Here is an 18,524-nt window from a genome sequence, read left to right as displayed (position 1 = left end):
AATGCAGCCTAATTACTTGAGGCGGCCGTAATACGTCAGGTCTACAATTTCGCCAGCCGTGGTCATGTAGTCCATTCTAATGGTGCCTTCTAGTTCAAAGCCACATCGTTCAGCGACTATTTGTGCGGCTGTATTGGAGTGGTGCATTCTTAGGCGTATTTTCTTGAAGTCAAACGTCTCGAAGCAATAGTCCACAAAGAGATTCATGGCTTTGGTGGTCACCCCTTTACCAGCAAAGTTTTCGTCGGTATAGCAACCAATTTCGATTTCCGGAATGGACCAATCCGCATTTTTGAGGTAAAAAAAAGCGATAAACTCATTGGTTGAATTGTCTATGACCAGGTAAGTAAAGTACTCTCTCTTTATTCTTTTTTCGTCAATGTCCTTTAGGAATTGTTCGGTAGCGGCTAAGTCCTTGGTTTTGGAGACCGTTCCGATCAAAAAATCTTCGAGCCTTTTCTATTGCTCTCTACTAAATCGAAGTATTGATTTAGGTCGCTTATGGCTAAAGGTCTAATGGTGTATTTATCAAATTGGATCATGTCGACAGCTCGGTAAAGAGGTTCTTTTCCGCAAGGCTATTAACGTTCCATAGCAGTCAAAATTATTACTAGAATATCTTAATTGGAGAGTTATTAAACATCAAATTGCCTTAGGTGATGGTCGAAGTGTTTCCATTGTACAATAGCCCATTCATCAGGCGATAGCTTGCCAAAGAATTGGTGTGGTTGTCTTGTACATTTTTCAGGACCATTGTCATGAAACTTTTGGACCAGCGCGATGGCCTTGGTTCTTTCCTTTTCGAAATCTTCTTGCCCATCCATAATAAAGTTTTTGCCTGTAGGCGAATTCTTTGAAAACCGCTTTTTACTGACATATCTTGATTTAAAAAAACTGCCGATTATTCTTCCACTCAGCATTCTTTTTGGAAAGCTCAAATCCAATGGTATTTCTAGAAATGCATTTAAATGGGCTAACATCTGCGCTACATCCATTTTTCCCCATTGTCGCTGCGCATTAGGTGTGAGTTTTTCGAGCCTTTCTAAAATTCCATCGACATCAGGTTTATGGTAGAGGTTATTCATGAGCTTCCTAGACTAAGTATTTTCACTCAGTGATAATGAAATAAACGGCAGTTTTGTTGTACAACTTGACTTGGAACAAAGCTCAATTTGCTACGGCTTTAGGTTTACTAATTAATTCTATTGAGGTAATGCCTGTCCAGCCGAAGACGATGCCAAAGACAAGTCGGTGGGCAATGGGCATTGACCAAAGTTCTAACACAAAACCAATCATTGAGAGCATCAAAATTGTCGCGGTAATATTCGCCCTGAGTCTGATGTGTCGTTTGAGCTGTTTATTGTAGCCCAGTCTCGATAAACCAAACATCCAACAGGCCAAGCCGAGACATATGGCTACTATATGCGCTTTAGAAACGGGTGTTCTGGACAATTCCATGTCCATGGGTATGGCCGTTAGGGCAAAACCGATTCCAAAGAGTGAAAGGAGAATGGAGAGGAGCTTATCTTTTAGCATTTTGCCATAGGCTAAACCAAAGGCAAATAGGAGCAGACCGACAAGGACAAAACCGGTAATGTTAAACCAAAAGGCATTGGGTTCTCCCTTGGCGCCGAGTTTACTGATGAAATCGTTGATGAAACTAAAATTGGTATTTGTGAGCCCAAACAAAAGCAAGGCAGTCATTAAAAAGATGACCGATGAGAGTCCTAGAATACCAATTTTCTTTTCAGATAAGGTCATTTTAATGAAATGGTGCTAGTTCAAAGTTTTGCTTATCAAAGTAGTCCATTCGGTAGGAAACAGCCTCTTTTATGAACGTTCTCAGCGTTTCCGTGAGTGTTTCTGGTCTATACTTATAGGCGATATAGAGCAAGAAAGTTTCGGCGATGTCTTCTCTATCGGGGTTGTCTCTAGCGTATTCTGAAATGAAAGTGCCATCTGCCGTTTGCGCATATTGCCAATCTGGATCGTCTTTTATGTAAGCGTCAAGGGAAGTGTGGGAGCCTTCATGAACCAATGTTTCTAGGAGAATGCCTCTTGGTTCATAAACGGTTGCTGTAGTGCCGGTATGAATAAGGAAATTGTTGTTTCCACCACCAAAAAGTTCTTCTCCTTTATGAATCCACATGGTTTCAGCATCCCTTTTTAAGACTTTCGGTAAGCGACCGACTTCTCTGCCGTATTTTTCGGCTTCTTGTAAGGCTTCGGTGGCTGTAAATTCTGGATTTACTTGAATCTCGATGGTAAATCCATCGGAATAAGTGGCGTTGAAGAGTCTGGCTTCTTCTTGATTAAAGCTTGCTGTTCTTCGGTCGTACATGGTGCGCGTTCCAATTCCGTTCGCTGTTACGGTCATAAGTGTAGAAGCATCTTCTTGAGTCATGATGGTAGAGCTCAGGAAAATCGTTCCTTCTTGCGACGGGGCAGGAGGTGTGATTGATTTGTCTAATGGAATTTCAGAAACCCGCACCTGTGCAGCTTCTCCATTCGTGTCTTCTACACGTGCACTGATGGAGATGTCACCATCATTTAAATTGACTAGGTTGGTTTGAGGGCTTACCCATGTGCCATTGTTGACCGTTGTGGTCTGACTAAATCTATTTTCTCCATCAGAAAAAAACAGGCGCACGGTTTGACCATTGGCGGCGTCCGTAGTACCATATACTTTTAGCACTTTCGATTCTGCCGATACAATTAAATCATCTAATGCGATCGGTGTTGTAATGTTGATTTGAAGATCATTCTGATCTAATAAAACTTCGCTCTCGGCTGTTTCAGCACGATTCCCCGCTTTGTCGCTTACGTTGGCCGAGATGGTAATTGGTCCATCACTGAGCGATTGTATATCGATACCAAGTGTTGACCATTGACCATTCATTACACTGGCACTGGCTGTAAGGTTATTGAGGTTGTCAGAAAGACTAAGGCTCACGGTTTGATCATTTTCAGCATTGGAAGTGCCAGAAATCACAAAAGCGTTTGCTTCAGCATCATCTACTATGCCATCACCTGCCAGTATATTGGCAATGGTTAGCTCAGGGGGTGTTGTGTCTGCTGGGCCAGAAGTATCGTCGGAACTACCACATGAAAGGAGAGTGCAAGTAGTAAAAGAGAGTATAAGGAATGATTTTTTCAATGGGCTTGGTTTTAGGTAAGGCCTATCAATTAGCTCGTATTGAATCAAATATACTCTGAAAAATTCTAAGGATTGAGTTGACCTTAAGAATCTGTTTATACTGATCCGGCCGAAGCAAAACAACTCAACAATCGGCCGGATAATCAGTATAGGTCAAAATTTAATCGTCGCGCAGGGTAGTGGCTGGGTTAGCACTGGTTGCTCTCCATGCTTGCCAGCCGATGGTCATTACGCCAATGCCTACCATTGAGAGCATCGTCATCAAGAATATGTCTATCCCGAAAGATGTTCGGTAGGCAAACTGATTAAGCCATACGTTATTCGCCAAGTAAGCCAACGTAAAGCCAATTACAAACGAGATGGTCAGCATAATACTAAGGCTTCTGGATAACAGAAACACCAAACTTCTAATGCTGGCACCCAATACTTTTCGAATGCTTACTTCTTTCATTCTGATCTGAATGGCATAGGTGGAAATGCCTAACAGTCCCATGCCTGCAATGCTTATGCTCAAAATAGCAATCAATCCAACGATGTAGAGGATGTCATAAAAGAAGGCGTTGAACTCGTCTATGTCACTTTGGAATGCATTCATATCTATTTCGTGATTTGGATCAAACTCATCCCACACCGCCTCGATGGCAGTCAGCTCTTCAACCATATCGAAACCAGAAATTTTAACCTGTGCAATCGAGAAGTTATTAGGGTTGTAAGTCAACATCATGGGTTGAATGTCCATGTATAGCACCATAAAGTTGTAGTCTTTCACTACGCCCATAATGGTCGTTGAAACAGAATCTTCTTCACCTATAAATTGTTGACCAATGGCGTCTATTGGGTTTTCAAAGCCAAATTTTGCCACAGCTGTTTCATTGATGATCGCTGAGCTTTCATTAATTGACTCTTTTCCTTTAATGAACTCTGAACCTGCTATTAATTCCAATTTTAAGTTACTGATATAGTCCTCGTCTACATTAAAGTAATTGATGTTGAAGAACTCTTCTTCGCCATTTCGTTTTACTTCTCGAATAGCGTGCATGCCCGTGTTAGGGATGTTATTGGTGCCAGATACACGCTCTACGAATGGTAGTTTCTCTAGTTCAATTTCTAGCTTCGAAAAACTCTGACCTTGCATGCGAATGTTGAAAATATTCTCCTTTGCATACCCATAGTCAGTATCAACCATAAATTTGATTTGCTTGTATACAAGCATAGATGAAACGATCAACAGAATAGAGATAACAAACTGTATTACGATCAATGCTTTACGCATGCTTAATCGTGATAGTTTACTATTCGTAAGCGTCTTCTTCATGGCCTGGATTGGCTTAAATGAGGAAAGGTATAGTGCTGGGAAGATGCCTGTGATCAGCCCTAAAATCACGCTGAAACCGAAGAATTGTAAATAGGCTTTTAGGTCAATTTTTAATTCCCATTCGAGAAGAGAACTGACCTGTAGTCCTTCAAATGCTGGTATTAAGAGTTGTAAAAGTCCAATGGCCACTATTAAGGAGAGGACAGATACTAGAATAGATTCTACAATAAACTGAATGGTTAACTGTGACTTACGAGCACCCATCACTTTTCTAACACCAACTTCTTTGGTACGGGTTAAGGCCCGAGCAGCGGAAAGGTTGGCGTAATTAAACGTAGCACACACAATGATCAGCACAGCCAGTATACCCAAGCCGATGATGAAGAAACTAGGCATGCCTGCACCAATTTGATTTCCGTAGAGTGGGCCTGGAGTAATTTCAGTCATCTTCTGAATACTGAATTCTCGTCGTTCATCAGAATCGACTTCGTAGTGCGTTTCGGTAGCTTCTGCTAAATAACCTTCAAGACTTTCTAGTGTATAGCCCTCTCGCAGATTAAAGTAAGTCCAAGATACGCTTCCGTTTTCCCAGTTCCCAATAGATGTACCTAGGATGTCTTGCTTTTCAAGGTTCTGTAGACTAGACATCGATACGAGTGATTCGAATTCGATGTGCGTCTTTCCAGGAAACTCTTTGAGGACTCCCGTAACTTGATAGATTCCCCTGTTTCCTACTTCTAAGGATTGACCCATTGGGTCCTGGTCCTTAAAGAGCTTTTCGGCAATGTCTTTTCTAAGCACTATAGAATTTGGCTCTGAAAGAGCTGTTACTGGATTCCCTCGCTCTAATTCAAAACTAAAAAGTTTAAAAAATGAAGGTTCGGTAAAGTAGCCTTGTAGTTCAATGGCTTTACCTTCTTGAACAACATCGCCGATGAAGCCTCTTCGGAATTTAACCATGTGTTCGAAGCCTGCGAACTTCTCTTGCATTTCCACGCCTAATGGCATAGGCACAGTGGCCATAGGTATGTTTATATCATCAGAAACGGTGTGCGTAAAACGATAAGTATCATCAGCGTTAGCTTGCCAGTCATCATAGCTGAGTTGATCGTTCATCATCAGAATAATAACCAGACAAACCGCCATTGATACGGAGAGTCCTAATACATTAATGGCTGTAAATGACCTGTTTTTCAATAGGTTTCTAAAACCTACTTTGAAGTAATTACTGAGTATTGACATGTTGTTGAAATATTTAGATTGACCTGATTTTTTGAGTGTATGTCGGTTCATGAACCTTAGTACATCGAACCAAAATTTTCTATTGGCTTTCTTTTGACCGAATTGCTCCACGTTATCGTCGAAACGCTCATACAGGTCGCCAAGGATGGAGTCTTGTAGACTTGGGTGACAATACCATGCGAAGAATTTTTCAGCTGATTTTGGTGGGTCGATATAGTTGTTGGGTTTATTCACTAACCAACTTCTAGAATGAATTTTGGAATCATGTTCCAGATATGATTTCTGGCTTCACGTGTTTCTTTTAAAGCAGTTTTACCTTGTGCGGTAATAATGAAAACGCGCTTTCTTCGACCTCTGCGGTTTCCTTCGGCATCGCCAATTTTGGATGATACAAATCCTTTTTCTTCCAGCCGATAGAGTGCAGTATGTACACTACTCATCGTGACAGAACGATTTAGTTCCTTCTCTATGGCTTTAGTAACGGATAGTCCATACGCTTCTTCGTGCTGTGCAGCAACAAGCATTAAGACTATTTCTTCAAATTCTCCGAGTTTACTATTCATTTTATTTTACCCTTTTGTAAAACAATTAAAGCATGAAAAAGGCAAAATTCCTAGTGCCTTCGGTAATTATTACCCAATTGTAAAACAATTACTATTAGGTAGATGGAGAAAGCTCTTGAAATGTTACACTTTCAGGAAAAATAATTTCGAAAAGGGAGAAGAAGGAGGGGGTAAACCTCTTGTTAACCTACATTTTAAGCCCTCTTTTCAGGTCTTTCAATGCTTCGCCTTTCAATAACCATGCACCGGCAAATAAGGCGAGCATAACTACTTCTATCCAGAAAACAAATCTAGTTCCGGCCTTTTCTGGAAAGCCAAAGAGGATTGTACCAGCAATGGCCAAGGTGACTAAAATGCCATAGCCGCAGAAATAATAGGCTAGGTTTCGCAACTTTTTACCGGGTTTTGAAAGATCTCCTTTCGTGAATTGTCGAATGGCCATAAGCGCCATGCAAATGAAAAAGAGAACGGCGCCTCCAAAGTGAATTGACCCTATGGGTAAAAAACCAAAAAGGATGTCGCTTTCTAAAACCATAATTGGGGTGGACTTAAGACCAGGAACCCATGTCTCGTATGGCGTTGGAAAAATGGCTACTAAGGCTATGGCCACGCCACCTATCCAAGTGACTGCATTATCGAATGGGTCATAACCTCTATAAGAAGCTAGAAACACACCAATGAGCATTAAGAGACTGGTAAATACAATGCCTGATACGGAATAGTAGTAGTGGCTTATGGACGGTAAGTTCTGCGCGGAGATAAGAGGTAATAGAATTGGGAGCAAAGCACCAAAGGTTCCAATCCATTTCCGTATGCGATAATAACTCAGGTTGGTGTTTGTACCGATGTTTGGGTTGGTTGAAGACATGATCGATCTTTTTTCTAATTTCAAGGAAATCGATGAAAGCCACAATACCAACTTTTGGGTACAGGACTAAGGCGTGTTGTCTTCTAGTTTTTTATACCTTTTTAGTAAAAAGTGTTCCACACTACCCGCCTTCAAAAAGTACATAAGACCAAGAATCACCTTAAGTAAGGAGAGATTAATAAAATCTATCCGCTATGAATAATATCCCGAGAGCATGCACCAAGAAATAGTTGCAGAATGATCAATTCAGCGCTAAAACTGCTCTTGATTTTATCTCTTAGAACAAAAAAAAGCCTTGATGATACGTCATCAAGGCTTTTAAATTTTGTTAGCTATAGTTTATGCGCCGATAGCTTCGTCCAATTTTCCAGTTAGTACGTTTTTCGGTACAGCACCGATTACGCTATCTACTACTTCGCCATTTTTGAAATAAAGTAGGGCAGGAATAGATCTGATTCCGTATTTGACAGAAATGTCCTGGTTTGCATCAACATCAACTTTTCCAACAACGGCGTTCTCGCCATATTCACCTGCTATTTCTTCTACAACTGGTCCTACCATTCTACAAGGGCCACACCATGCTGCCCAAAAATCTACTAAAACCGGTTTGTCAGACTTCAATACTAATTCGTCGAAGTTGCTCTCATTAAACTCTAATGCGTTTGCCATTTCTTTTCTATTTATACTTAATTCCTTATTTCTGTTTCAAAGACAACAAAACTAAATAAAAAGTTCCGAAGATAAATCGTTGTCCAGTGATATAACTATCAAGCGGTAATGAGGTTTGCAGAATCTGAGAATTCTTTTAAACCATTAATTAATTCATTGCTCGGGCTAATCTTAATTCTTCTTGCAAAAAGCTCCACTTTTAAGTTTTCACCTCTGTCAACCAATTCGATTTTTAAATCTGTTTCTCCTGGATGTGCTTCTGTTAATTTCATAATGGTATCGATCATTTCCTGATCAACCATACGGGCATCGATCTTTACTCTAACCCCTTTGCCTCTTTTTTCGCGTAGCTCACTTAAAAGCGCAATACTATGGGTTTGCAGTTCCCAATCTTCCGGAGTTGGGTTAATGCTAGGATTTTCTTTGATCTCCTTCTTTTTACGCCAGTTAATTTCAACTCTACCGGTTATGTGTAAAAATTCGCCAGGACGCAGGTATTGTGCATGGTTAATGTACTTTTCCCCCAGTAGGAATAGCTCTACAGATCCGTTGTAATCTTCAACATTCACTACGCCGTAGGGCTTGCCGTTCTTGGTTTGCCCTATTCTTACCCCATTCACAATTCCACCAATGGAAATATCTTGGTTCGGGAATTTATTAATGTCATTAATCGGTTTGCAAAAGCTTTCTAGCTCAATTTCAAACTGGTCTAGCGGATGGCCTGAAATGTAAAATCCGACTATTTCTTTTTCCCTTTTCAGTTTTTCCATCTGGCTGAAGGGCTCTATATCTGGCACTCGAGGCAGGGGAGTGGCCACGGCACTATCTCCGCCAAACATCGACACTTGGGCAGCGTCCTTTTCTGCTTGCTTAGAATTAGCATAACGAATGACCTTCTCAATTAAAGTCTGTTCTCCTTCAGGAGACCATAAATACTGCTTTCTGTGGTAATGTTCGAAGCAGTCGAAGCCGCCAGCCTGTGCTAGCGATTCAAAGTTTCGCTTATTCACCGTTCGAAGGTTAATTCGTTCGGCGAATTCAAAAACGTTAGGGTATGGGCCGTTTTCCTTTCGTTCTCTGATAATTTCTTCAATGGCCGCTTCGCCAGCTCCTTTTACAGCACCCATTCCAAAACGGATTTCTCCTTTTTGGTTTACCGTAAACTTGTAGTTGGATTCGTTAACATCTGGCCCTAAAACAGGCACACCCATCCGTTGGCATTCCTCCATAAAGAAGGTCACCTGCTTGATGTCATTCATGTTATTACTTAGCACTGAAGCCATGTATTCAGCTGGGTAATGTGCTTTTAAGTATGCCGTTTGAAAGGCAATGTAGGCATAGCAGGTGGAGTGTGATTTGTTAAACGCATAGGAGGCAAAAGCTTCCCAGTCTCTCCAAATCTTCTCCAATTTATCTTCCGCATGTCCTTTGGCTTTAGCTTGTTCAACGAACTTCGGCTTCATTTTATCGAGCACTTGCCGTTGTTTTTTACCCATGGCCTTTCTCAGAACATCCGCTTCACCTTTCGTAAAGTCGGCCAGTTTTTGAGATAGCAACATAACTTGCTCTTGGTAAACCGTAATGCCATAAGTTTCGGCCAGATACTCTTCCATATCGGCCAAATCGTAGGTGATTGGCTCGTCACCATGTTTTCTACGAATAAAGGAAGGAATATATTCCAAAGGGCCTGGTCGATAGAGCGCATTCATGGCAATTAAGTCCGCAAACTCTGTCGGCTTAAGCTCCTTCATGTATTTCTGCATACCGGCAGATTCATATTGGAAGATACCGACAGTTTCTCCGCGCTGAAATAGCTCATATGTCTTGGTGTCGTCTAAAGGAAAGTCATCAGGCACAAGGTCCACATCGTGCTTTTCCTTAACATTCTTTACCGCATCCTTAATTAGGGTGAGCGTTTTTAAACCCAAGAAATCCATTTTGAGAAGACCAGCGTCTTCCACCACGGCATTGTCAAACTGGGTGCACCACATGTCCGAATCCTTGGCAGTAGCCACAGGAGCGAATTTGGTAATGTCGTCTGGAGTAATAATAACACCACAGGCATGAATTCCGACGTTTCTTACCGAGCCTTCAAGCACTCTGGCCTGGTTAATTACTTTAGATTCAGGGCTAGATCCGTTGGCAATGTTTTTTAATTCATTGGCCAAAGGAATCTGCTCCGATCTAATTTTTGCCTTGAGTTCCTGATCGCTTAGCGAGAAGAGCTTGGCTAGTTTAATGTCCGGTACGAGCTTGGCTATTCTATCCGCATCTGGTAATGGCAACTCCATTACGCGAGAGGTGTCTCTTATGGATGACTTGGCAGCCATAGTACCATAAGTAATAATTTGAGCTACCTGATTTTTACCGTATTTTTCTATGACATAGTCGATGACTTTCTGCCGCCCTTCATCATCAAAGTCAATATCAATATCTGGTAGTGATACCCTATCTGGATTTAAGAAACGCTCAAAAAGTAGGTCGTACTTGATGGGGTCAACGTTGGTAATATTGATGCAATAGGCAACTACGGAGCCAGCTGCGGAACCCCTTCCTGGACCTACTGAAACGCCCATTTCGGTGGCCTTATTGGTGAAATCTTGTACAATTAAGAAATAGCCGGGGTAGCCAGTGTTTTCAATCGTGGCTAGCTCAAAGTCGAGTCGTTCAGTAATTTCATTAGTTAATTCACCATACCTTCTTTTGGCACCTTCATATGTCAAATGCTTTAAGAAAGCGTTTTCACCTCGTTTACCGCCATCAACCTCATCTTCAGCGTGAACAAACTCATCGGGTATTTCGTATTTCGGCAATAAAACATCCCTGGCCAGTTCATAAGACTCAACCTTTTCTACAATTTCGTTGGTGTTGGCAATGGCTTCTGGAATGTCAGAGAAGAGTTTCTTCATCTCTGCCTGCGACTTCATATAAAACTCGTCGTTCGGGAAACCATAACGAAATTCCCTGCCGCGTTTACCGATGTATTTCTTAGGCTTATTGACAGACTCAGCGTCTTTTACACATAACAAAACATCATGCGCTTCGGATTGCTCTTTTCTAGTGTAGTAAGTATTATTTGAAGCGATGTATTTGACGTTGTGTTTCTCACAGAGTTGAAGAAGCAATTGATTAACATGATCTTCTTCTGGTAAACCATGACGGTTAATTTCGGCGTAGAAGTCATCGCCAAAGTGTTCTTTCCACCAAAGAAAAGCTTCTTCAGCTTGCGTTTCCCCAACATTCAAAATTTTGTAGGCTACCTCACCCCAAAGACCTCCTGATGTAATGATGAGGTCGTCTTTGAATTCGAGCAGGTCGTTTCTATCGATTCTAGGGACATAGTAAAACCCTTCTGTAAAGGCGATGGATGATAGTTTGACAAGATTGTGATAGCCTTTTTTGTTTTTGGCTAGAATCACGGTTTGAAAACCGTTGTCTTGTACTTTTTTATTGTGCCGATCGCCGCATATGTTGAATTCACAACCGACAATGGGTTTTATTTCTGCGGCTAAAGCGGCTCTTACAAATTGAAAAGCGCCCATCATATTGCCGTGATCTGTAAGGGCCACGGCAGGCATTTCTAGTTCTTTTGCTGCATTTACAATACCTGGAATGTCGGAAATGGCCTGCAGAATGGAGAACTGCGAATGAACATGGAGGTGAGTAAATGGGACGTCTTCTAGAGATGCCAAAGCATCGCTGTCAACTTTCGCAGTTCCACCAGTTGTTTTTTGATCTTCAGTTTGGGCGAAATTGGCGGCATCAAGTTCTGGTGCCTGGTAATTTACATCAGCTAATTTGACGCCATCAGCAGGTGGGATTACGCTTTCTTTGAGTAGACCAAAGAAACATTTAGCCGTAGCATCTACGTCATAAGCAGCATCGTGTGCATCGGCAAAAGGTACACCGAAAAGTTTTGTATGAAGTTCAGTAAGCGTAGGCCATTTAAACTGGCCGCCTCTACCGCCAGGAATGGCACAGAAATTAGTAGAAACAAGTTTGGTGTCGAGTGGCTCTAAAGGTTCAAGTTCATTGGTTAGTTCAGCTCTTAAATATTCAGAACCAACAATGTTGTAATCAAACTCAATATTATGACCAATCCCTTTGGTGGCCTTGTCTATGTCTTCTTTAAAAATGCCTAGGACTTCTTTTATATCCAGTCCTTCAGCTTGAGCTCTTTCGGTGGAAATGCCATGTATTTGAACAGCATTGTATGGTATGGTAAAGCCTTCGGGCTTAACGATTAGGTTCTTGGCTGAAATAAGATCTCCATTTGTATCATGGAGTTGCCATGCAATTTGAACTAGCCTTGGCCAATTCTCAAAGTCGGTGAGGGGTGCATTATAATTTTGCGGTAAACCAGTGGTTTCCGTGTCAAATATAAGATACATAAATACTTAGCTCGAAATGTTGATAGATTGCCTAAAAGCAATCATCTAAAATACGGAAAAGGCTCCGCTCAGAGAAGCGGATGAGCACTATTTAATCTATGAATTTTCAGTGCCCTTAAATTCTCGTTTGCCTCGAGTGTTTTTGTTAAATATTACCCGCCAATGGATTGAAAATCTTCTTATACATCGCTATTCTTTCATTCATCCCAAAAGGAAGTATTTGCTTACGCTTTATGCTTATCTTCAAGACAACCTTTAAAAGCACAAATGAAAAAATCTATACTAACACTTACCTGTTTTTTTGCACTTATAGCAACGCAGGTGTTCGCCCAGATTCCACATCCAAAAGAAACTTTCGGTTTCGAAGTAGGGGCAGATTACAAGCTGGCTGACTATGATCAGATGCTGGAATACTATGATAAAATAGCCGCATCAACCGACCGTGTTCAAATGATTGAGATCGGAAAATCGGTGATGGGTCGACCTATCAAATTGCTTTTCATTTCTAGCGAGGAAAATATGAAGCAGTTGGAAAGGTGGAGAGAGATTAGCGAAAAGTTATCGAGAGCTGAGATTTCCGAAGAAGAGGCTAGACGTTTGTCAAAGGAAGGTAAAGCAATAGTTTGGATAGATGGTGGAATGCATGCCACGGAACGTGCTCACGCGCAAATGACCTCTGAGCTCATGTGGAAAATTGCTTCTGAAGAGTCTGACGAAATGAGGGCTATTCGTGAGAATGTGATCACTTTAATGGTGCCAGTTATTAACCCAGATGGAGTAGATATAGTAGTTGATTGGTATCGTAAGAATGTTGGGACTCCGTTTGAAACTACTGGCCCTCCGATCTTATACCAGAAGTATGTTGGCCATGATAATAACCGCGATTGGTTCATGAATAACATGCCTGAAACTAAGGCAGTAACTACTATTCTACACAATACTTGGTATCCTCAAATAGTACATAATCATCACCAGACTTCACCACGTTGGGCGATGATCTTTTTACCACCTTTTAGAAGCCCAGTGAACCCAAGAATACATCCGGGAATTACTACCGGTGTGAATTTGGTAGGTACGGCAATGGCCAATCGTTTTGCCATGAAAAAAATGCCAGGAGTTATTTCTGGTACATCATTTAGTATGTTTTGGAATGGTGGTATGCGTACGGCGCCTTATTATCATAATCAGATTGGAATACTTACAGAAGTAGCACAGCCAAGCCCAAAACCTACTTTTTATGATCCGGAAAAGAAGCCGAAGAATGTAGGCGGGAAGCCATCTAATGGGACAGAGATTTTCTATCCTTACCCGTTTGAAGGTGGTGAGGTTAAGTTTAGAGATGCTGTGGACTATATGATTACAGCCTCTATGGGCATATTGGATTTAGCTTCCGATAAACGCGATGAATTCCTTTATAATATTTATAGCATGGGCAAAGATGCTATTGAAGATGAACATGGAGCTTTTGCCTACGTTATTCCTACTGATCAGTGGAATCCGAGTGAGGCCATTAACTTGACCAATGTATTGCTTCAAGGTGGTTTAAAAGCACACCGAGCCACGGCTGCATTTACTGCGAATGGTAAGTCTTATGACGCAGGCGCTATTATCTTTTATGGAGCACAGTCTTACAGACCTTTCTTAGCTGACTTATTGGAAACTCAGGTCTATCCAGATCAGTTTTTATATCCTGGAGGGCCACCACAACCACCTTATGATCTTGCTGGTTGGACATTGCCAATGCAAATGGGCGTGACAGTGGATAAGATCGAATCCAGTTTTAACGCGCAGGCCGATGAAGTAACTGACAAACTTACTTTCGATAAGGGTTCAGTAACAGGAAACGGTCGATATGGCTTTGTATTCTCAAATAAGGATAATCAAAGTGCCACGGCTGTCAATAGGTTGCAAAAGCAAGGTTATGCTGTGAGTCAAATGACTTCTGATCAGGGTGATTTGCATGCAGGATCATTTATGGTAAGAAACAAAAGAGGTCTGCAAAATAGAATTCAAGAATTGGCTGATCAACTAGGGCTAGATTTTGTTGGTATTCAGAAGAAGCCAACGGCTACGCTGAAAGCACTTAAGAAAATAAAACTAGGTATCTATAAGTCATGGCAGGCTAATATGGACGAAGGTTGGAGTAGATGGATGCTTGAGCAATTCGAGTTCGATCTAGATACGCTGCACAATGTTGATATTCAGTCGGGCGATTTATCTCAGTATACGGCTATAATAATGCCTTCTCAGAGTCCAAATGGAATTTTAAATGGTAACAGAAAAGGTAGAATGCCTGAAAAATTTGTTGGTGGAATTGGAACCAATGGAGTAGAAGCGCTAGATACTTATGCAAAAGCAGGTGGCACTTTAATATTCTACGATAATGCTAGTGATTTTGCTATTCAACAATTCAAGCTCCCTGTTAAGAATGTAACCGCTGGTTTAAGGCCAAATGACTTCTTTATTCCGGGATCGCTTATAAGAACTGACGTTGATGCTGACCATCGTTTAGGTTTCGGTATGATGGAACAAGTGGCAGCTTCTTTCAATAGGAGTAGAGGCTTTAAAATGAATGATGGCGCTACAGGCGTTACGGAAATAGCTAAATACGCTTCCGATGACTTGCTAATGAGTGGATGGGCGCTCGGTGAGGAAAATCACCTGGCGAATACTTCGGCTATGATGCACGTGGCACATGGTGAAGGAAACTTGGTTCTTTTCGCTTTCAGACCTCAGTTTAGAGGGCAGCCGAGAGGAACTTATAAATTGATATTTAATTCGATCTATCTAGGGGCGGAGAGATAGATTTGAAGGAGGAGGCTAAAAATCTTCCTCAAAAACTAATTCATTATTGTTGGAAAGCCGGAGGAAGTCTATTTCTCCGGCACCTTCAAACCTCACCTTAAAGCCTACAATAGGCCCGATCCCGTTTACATTATCTTTTGTTAAGATTAGCTCATCATTCAAGAAGTATTCTGCTCGCCGATTGGCTACGCTCAGTTTTAATACCTGCCAATCAGAACCTTTAATACCGAACATGGAGTGGTCGTTTTCTTTCCCTGAAAAAGTTTTTCCACCAGTAATCAAGCTTAGGTTACTTGTGCAGCCAGGAATAGAAAGCGGTGTCAGGAAAACAGATTCTGTGCCATGAACTAATAATTGAACATTTTTGCAAATGCCATTGCTCTTATTGTAAGTATTTCTAAATCTGATTTCATAAGTAAAAGCCTTGCTCGAAACCATTTCTAACTCATCGAAATAATGATAGGTCAGTACCCTTGCTTTGTCCCTTTCTTCGGCATGTAAAGCCTCGTTTTCTGATGGCTTAAGGCCTAAGTGATCCTCATTTACTAATTCACCATAGTATAAATATCGAGGTTGTACATCCTCACTTTGAATGGTGGCCATCCATCCTTCAGTACCAACTTTCAATCCTTTTTCTTTCAATATCATACCATTAGCAATCAGCTTGGCCTGAAAATACCCTGGGTAATAGTAAATGCCTGTAGCTTCTGTTCCTTCTGGCTGAATGTCAAAAGTTAGGTCAGCATTCCACGACTGTTGAATACTGGTACTGTCAAAATCATTATCTCCAAAACTATAATTAAAGACTACAGAATTTGGAAGGCCTATTGTAACCGGATTGACATCAAACTGAATACCATCATAATCAATTTTCTCGTTGCCTAGTGATGCTCTTGAGATGGCTAAAACGAAAATTGTTATTACAACGACAAGCGATAATATGGTCAATTGTTTATTGCGTGGACGTTTAGAAGTTTCTGTAGCTTTTATGTTTGCGCTACTTGGTTTTTTCTTATTCTTAAGTTCACTCCAATTCTCAAATCCAATGAAATTGGCAAGTGCGTTAAGGGTTGAAATACTTGGGTCACTATTGTAGTTTACTTTCCCCCAAACCCGTTTAAGCGTTGTTACACTTAGTTTAATGCCTGTTTCGTCAAATATTTTATCACTGAGTAATTCGAAATCTTGGTTCAACCATAGATCGCTTGAAGCCCAATTGAGCTTTTGCTCAATTCGCATTAAACAGTATTTCAGCAATTCGTGATTCATCTTCCTCAAAGTTAAGTACTCTTTTCTTGTGAATTGGGTTGCACAACTTTGAACAGACTTGAATAGCCTTATCCTCAACTTTCGAAATTATTCATCGTGACTTGTGAGATAAAAAACAATCAAAATGAAACAACAACGAATCACAATTAGCCTGGCAATACTCATCTGTACAACATTTTTAAAGGCACAAGAATTACCACTTACGCCTGAATACTGGGAAGTAAACAGCAGAGGTCATGTTTTCGAAAATTTCAAAGGACAGCAAAGCCTTTATTTATTTAATGGAGTTGCCAAATTGAAAGAGGATGTGTTTTTTAAAACTGGTGTTATTGAATATGATATATATGTTACTGAAAGGCGGGGCTTTCCTGGTATTCAATTCCGAATTGAAGATGAGTCGAATTATGAAGAGTTCTACATTAGACCACACCAATCTGGTAACCTTGATGCGAATCAATATACTCCGGTCTTTAACGGCTTAAGTGGGTGGCAGCTCTATTATGGTGCTGGAAATGCAGCTCCAATATCCTACAAGATGAATGCATGGAATCATATAAAGTTAGTTTTAGCTGAAACTGATGCGGAGGTATATATCAATGATATGGATACGCCATTACTTTATATACCTGAACTTAAAAGAGCACCGCAGGCTGGCACGATTAGGTTGTCTGGCGGAGGTCCTTCGCCATTCCATTTTGCCAATGTAAAGCTTAAAGCTAGCCCAAACCCTGCTTTTAAAAGTAAGCGCAAGGACTTACAGTCTATAGATGAAAATGTTATCAGCACTTGGCAGGTGTCCAATAGCTTTTCGGAGCGAGAATTAGAATCCATATATGACTTAAATCAGAAGAAGTTTAAGAGCCTAACATGGACAGCTTTGAAGTCGGAGAGGAGTGGTAAAGCAAACCTAGCGAGGGTAGCTCAAAATGAAGGGAATAATAACACGGTATTTGCGAAAATCACTATCGTTTCTGATAAGGTGCAAGTAAAGGCGCTGCGATATGGGTTTAGCGATCGGGCAAGAGTTTTCTTTAATGGAAAGCTAATGGCCAGCGGAAATGATGGATTTAGAACGAGAGACTATAGGTTTCTAGGCACTATGGGCTATTTCGATGCCGTATACCTGCCGCTTAAAAAAGGTAAGAATGAATTATGGATCGCTGTATCCGAAAACTTTGGAGGATGGGGCTTAATGGCCGCTTTTGAAAATAAATTAGGAGTTAAAGTAGATTAGATTCCTGATTCACAAAAACGGGAGACATTATGTCTCCCGTTTTCAATTATATCAAGTGTGTTTATTGTCAATTATGCGATAAGCAGCAGTAGTACTTTTGCTGCTAGCAATGAAACTGCCAGTGTTAAAAGACTGATTTTTCTTTCAGTCGCATTATCTTTTCTAAGCCAAGACTTAAACTGTTCGCGTTTACTAGTCGAAGGTTCTTGAATCGCTAGTTCTATGTTTGAATTCTGAAATCTACGGACAGCTCCACTTTGTAGAAATGGTCTGCCTTTTCTCGTGTTTAGAAGGGACTGATTGGCGTTGTGTGTTCCGAATGCTCCTGTTGAATTAACTCCTATCATAACTTTAAATTTTAGTTTGCGATTACTATCTCTTTATACGCGAAATGATATAATAAGTTTCAAAGTTGAAAGTATTTATAATTAAAATAATAGTAATACTATCAATTTTGATTCAAAGTGCTGATAAACAGTTAATTGATATTTACTATGGTAAACAGTAGAACTGATTTTCAACTCAAAATCCAGTGATTATTTGATGTTTAGTTTTAGTGAAAGGCTGATCAAAGCATTACTTTGATTAATGACGTTACTATTCCGTGGTTGGCATTAAAGAAAGCAGGTAAGAATTCAAATGCATCCGTTTTGGAATGACTCTTAATGATTTGGTGAGTAGTATTCGAAATGATTCGAGTTAGCTTAATATAAGGAGTAATGTGCAGCTCACTAAAACCGTTAACGCCACAATAAGAGTCGTTTGTTTGAAGTCTGATTTACGATAAGTCAAAATGGACTCTTTAACCTCTCTCTTCTGCTCACTAGTCAGTTTTTGAACTTTGATTATCGGACGACGTGGTCCTCTAATCATTTGGTTTTGAGTTGTTTCAAATGCATAACTTCTTTGAGATGCACCACCTCCAAATGACATCATTAAACTCGATACTCTTAGGCTTCCTTTTCTCATACATTTAATGTTTTGTTCTATTAATATACGAAATTATAACTA

Annotated in this window: 14 protein-coding genes; 2 read left to right on the top strand and 12 right to left on the bottom strand. The window is 40.6% G+C overall.

Annotated elements, in window-relative coordinates; genetic code table 11:
• Positions 1 to 12 precede the first annotated feature (12 nt).
• The 9 genes from JXQ92_RS09965 to dnaE all read right to left on the bottom strand — a co-directional run bounded on the left by JXQ92_RS09965 (position 13) and on the right by dnaE (position 12,205).
• Positions 13 to 441 carry a GNAT family N-acetyltransferase gene (locus JXQ92_RS09965; protein WP_421986468.1) on the bottom strand — a complete coding sequence of 143 codons (429 nt, stop codon included), beginning with the start codon at positions 439 to 441 and terminating at the stop codon, positions 13 to 15.
• A gap of 194 nt (positions 442 to 635) precedes the next feature.
• Positions 636 to 1,085, bottom strand: a complete 450-nt coding sequence (locus JXQ92_RS09960) for a DUF1569 domain-containing protein (RefSeq protein WP_421986467.1) — start codon at positions 1,083 to 1,085, stop codon at positions 636 to 638.
• Positions 1,086 to 1,167: 82 nt separating this feature from the next.
• Positions 1,168 to 1,761: a DUF998 domain-containing protein gene (locus tag JXQ92_RS09955; RefSeq protein ID WP_421986466.1), complete on the bottom strand. Its 594-nt coding sequence runs from the start codon at positions 1,759 to 1,761 to the stop codon at positions 1,168 to 1,170.
• Between the two features lies 1 nt (position 1,762).
• On the bottom strand, positions 1,763 to 3,157 hold the full coding sequence (locus tag JXQ92_RS09950) for a hypothetical protein (RefSeq protein ID WP_421986465.1): 1,395 nt from the start codon (positions 3,155 to 3,157) through the stop codon (positions 1,763 to 1,765).
• Between the two features lie 160 nt (positions 3,158 to 3,317).
• Positions 3,318 to 5,948 carry an ABC transporter permease gene (locus JXQ92_RS09945; protein ID WP_421986464.1) on the bottom strand — a complete coding sequence of 877 codons (2,631 nt, stop codon included), beginning with the start codon at positions 5,946 to 5,948 and terminating at the stop codon, positions 3,318 to 3,320.
• Positions 5,948 to 6,277 carry a PadR family transcriptional regulator gene (locus JXQ92_RS09940; protein ID WP_421986463.1) on the bottom strand — a complete coding sequence of 110 codons (330 nt, stop codon included), beginning with the start codon at positions 6,275 to 6,277 and terminating at the stop codon, positions 5,948 to 5,950. The genes JXQ92_RS09945 and JXQ92_RS09940 overlap by 1 nt, the downstream gene beginning before the upstream one ends.
• Before the next feature lie 187 nt (positions 6,278 to 6,464).
• Positions 6,465 to 7,145: a hypothetical protein gene (locus JXQ92_RS09935; protein ID WP_421986462.1), complete on the bottom strand. Its 681-nt coding sequence runs from the start codon at positions 7,143 to 7,145 to the stop codon at positions 6,465 to 6,467.
• A 339-nt stretch (positions 7,146 to 7,484) separates the two neighbouring features.
• The gene (trxA, locus tag JXQ92_RS09930; RefSeq protein ID WP_421986461.1) at positions 7,485 to 7,814 is read right to left on the bottom strand and encodes a thioredoxin; all 330 of its coding nucleotides are present in this window, start codon (positions 7,812 to 7,814) and stop codon (positions 7,485 to 7,487) included.
• A gap of 98 nt (positions 7,815 to 7,912) precedes the next feature.
• The gene (gene dnaE / locus JXQ92_RS09925) at positions 7,913 to 12,205 is read right to left on the bottom strand and encodes a DNA polymerase III subunit alpha (protein ID WP_421986460.1); all 4,293 of its coding nucleotides are present in this window, start codon (positions 12,203 to 12,205) and stop codon (positions 7,913 to 7,915) included.
• A gap of 267 nt (positions 12,206 to 12,472) precedes the next feature.
• Between dnaE and JXQ92_RS09920 the strand changes: the two genes are divergently transcribed.
• Positions 12,473 to 15,010, top strand: coding sequence for a M14 family metallopeptidase (locus tag JXQ92_RS09920; RefSeq protein WP_421986459.1), 2,538 nt, complete (start codon positions 12,473 to 12,475; stop codon positions 15,008 to 15,010).
• 15 nt (positions 15,011 to 15,025) lie between these two features.
• Here the strand turns inward: JXQ92_RS09920 and JXQ92_RS09915 are convergent, their stop codons facing one another.
• Positions 15,026 to 16,279 (bottom strand): hypothetical protein, encoded by a 1,254-nt coding sequence (locus JXQ92_RS09915; protein ID WP_421986458.1) that lies wholly within the window; start codon positions 16,277 to 16,279, stop codon positions 15,026 to 15,028.
• A 124-nt stretch (positions 16,280 to 16,403) separates the two neighbouring features.
• On the opposite strand from JXQ92_RS09915, the gene JXQ92_RS09910 reads away from it, so the two are divergent.
• Positions 16,404 to 17,513, top strand: a complete 1,110-nt coding sequence (locus JXQ92_RS09910; protein WP_421986457.1) for a hypothetical protein — start codon at positions 16,404 to 16,406, stop codon at positions 17,511 to 17,513.
• A gap of 71 nt (positions 17,514 to 17,584) precedes the next feature.
• Here JXQ92_RS09910 and JXQ92_RS09905 read toward each other — a convergent pair whose 3' ends face one another.
• A complete protein-coding gene (locus JXQ92_RS09905) occupies positions 17,585 to 17,860 on the bottom strand; it encodes a hypothetical protein (RefSeq protein WP_421986456.1) in 276 nt (91 codons plus the stop codon).
• 352 nt (positions 17,861 to 18,212) lie between these two features.
• Complete coding sequence (locus tag JXQ92_RS09900; protein WP_421986455.1) at positions 18,213 to 18,482, bottom strand: hypothetical protein; 270 nt, start codon at positions 18,480 to 18,482, stop codon at positions 18,213 to 18,215.
• Positions 18,483 to 18,524: the final 42 nt, after the last annotated feature.

Source organism: Roseivirga sp. (assembly GCF_049099775.1).
GTDB lineage: Bacteria > Bacteroidota > Bacteroidia > Cytophagales > Cyclobacteriaceae > Roseivirga.
The sequence above is the reverse complement of the archived record's forward strand: the minus strand, read 5'-3'. Positions and strand labels throughout refer to the sequence as shown.

Coding starts and splice junctions, on each gene's coding strand:
- JXQ92_RS09955 (WP_421986466.1), bottom strand. CDS start 1,761: ATGACCTTATCTGAAAAGAAAATTGGTATTCTAGGACTCTCATCGGTC.
- JXQ92_RS09905 (WP_421986456.1), bottom strand. CDS start 17,860: ATGATAGGAGTTAATTCAACAGGAGCATTCGGAACACACAACGCCAAT.
- trxA (WP_421986461.1), bottom strand. CDS start 7,814: ATGGCAAACGCATTAGAGTTTAATGAGAGCAACTTCGACGAATTAGTA.
- JXQ92_RS09935 (WP_421986462.1), bottom strand. CDS start 7,145: ATGTCTTCAACCAACCCAAACATCGGTACAAACACCAACCTGAGTTAT.
- JXQ92_RS09910 (WP_421986457.1), top strand. CDS start 16,404: ATGAAACAACAACGAATCACAATTAGCCTGGCAATACTCATCTGTACA.
- dnaE (WP_421986460.1), bottom strand. CDS start 12,205: ATGTATCTTATATTTGACACGGAAACCACTGGTTTACCGCAAAATTAT.
- JXQ92_RS09900 (WP_421986455.1), bottom strand. CDS start 18,482: ATGAGAAAAGGAAGCCTAAGAGTATCGAGTTTAATGATGTCATTTGGA.
- JXQ92_RS09940 (WP_421986463.1), bottom strand. CDS start 6,277: ATGAATAGTAAACTCGGAGAATTTGAAGAAATAGTCTTAATGCTTGTT.
- JXQ92_RS09920 (WP_421986459.1), top strand. CDS start 12,473: ATGAAAAAATCTATACTAACACTTACCTGTTTTTTTGCACTTATAGCA.
- JXQ92_RS09960 (WP_421986467.1), bottom strand. CDS start 1,085: ATGAATAACCTCTACCATAAACCTGATGTCGATGGAATTTTAGAAAGG.
- JXQ92_RS09915 (WP_421986458.1), bottom strand. CDS start 16,279: ATGAATCACGAATTGCTGAAATACTGTTTAATGCGAATTGAGCAAAAG.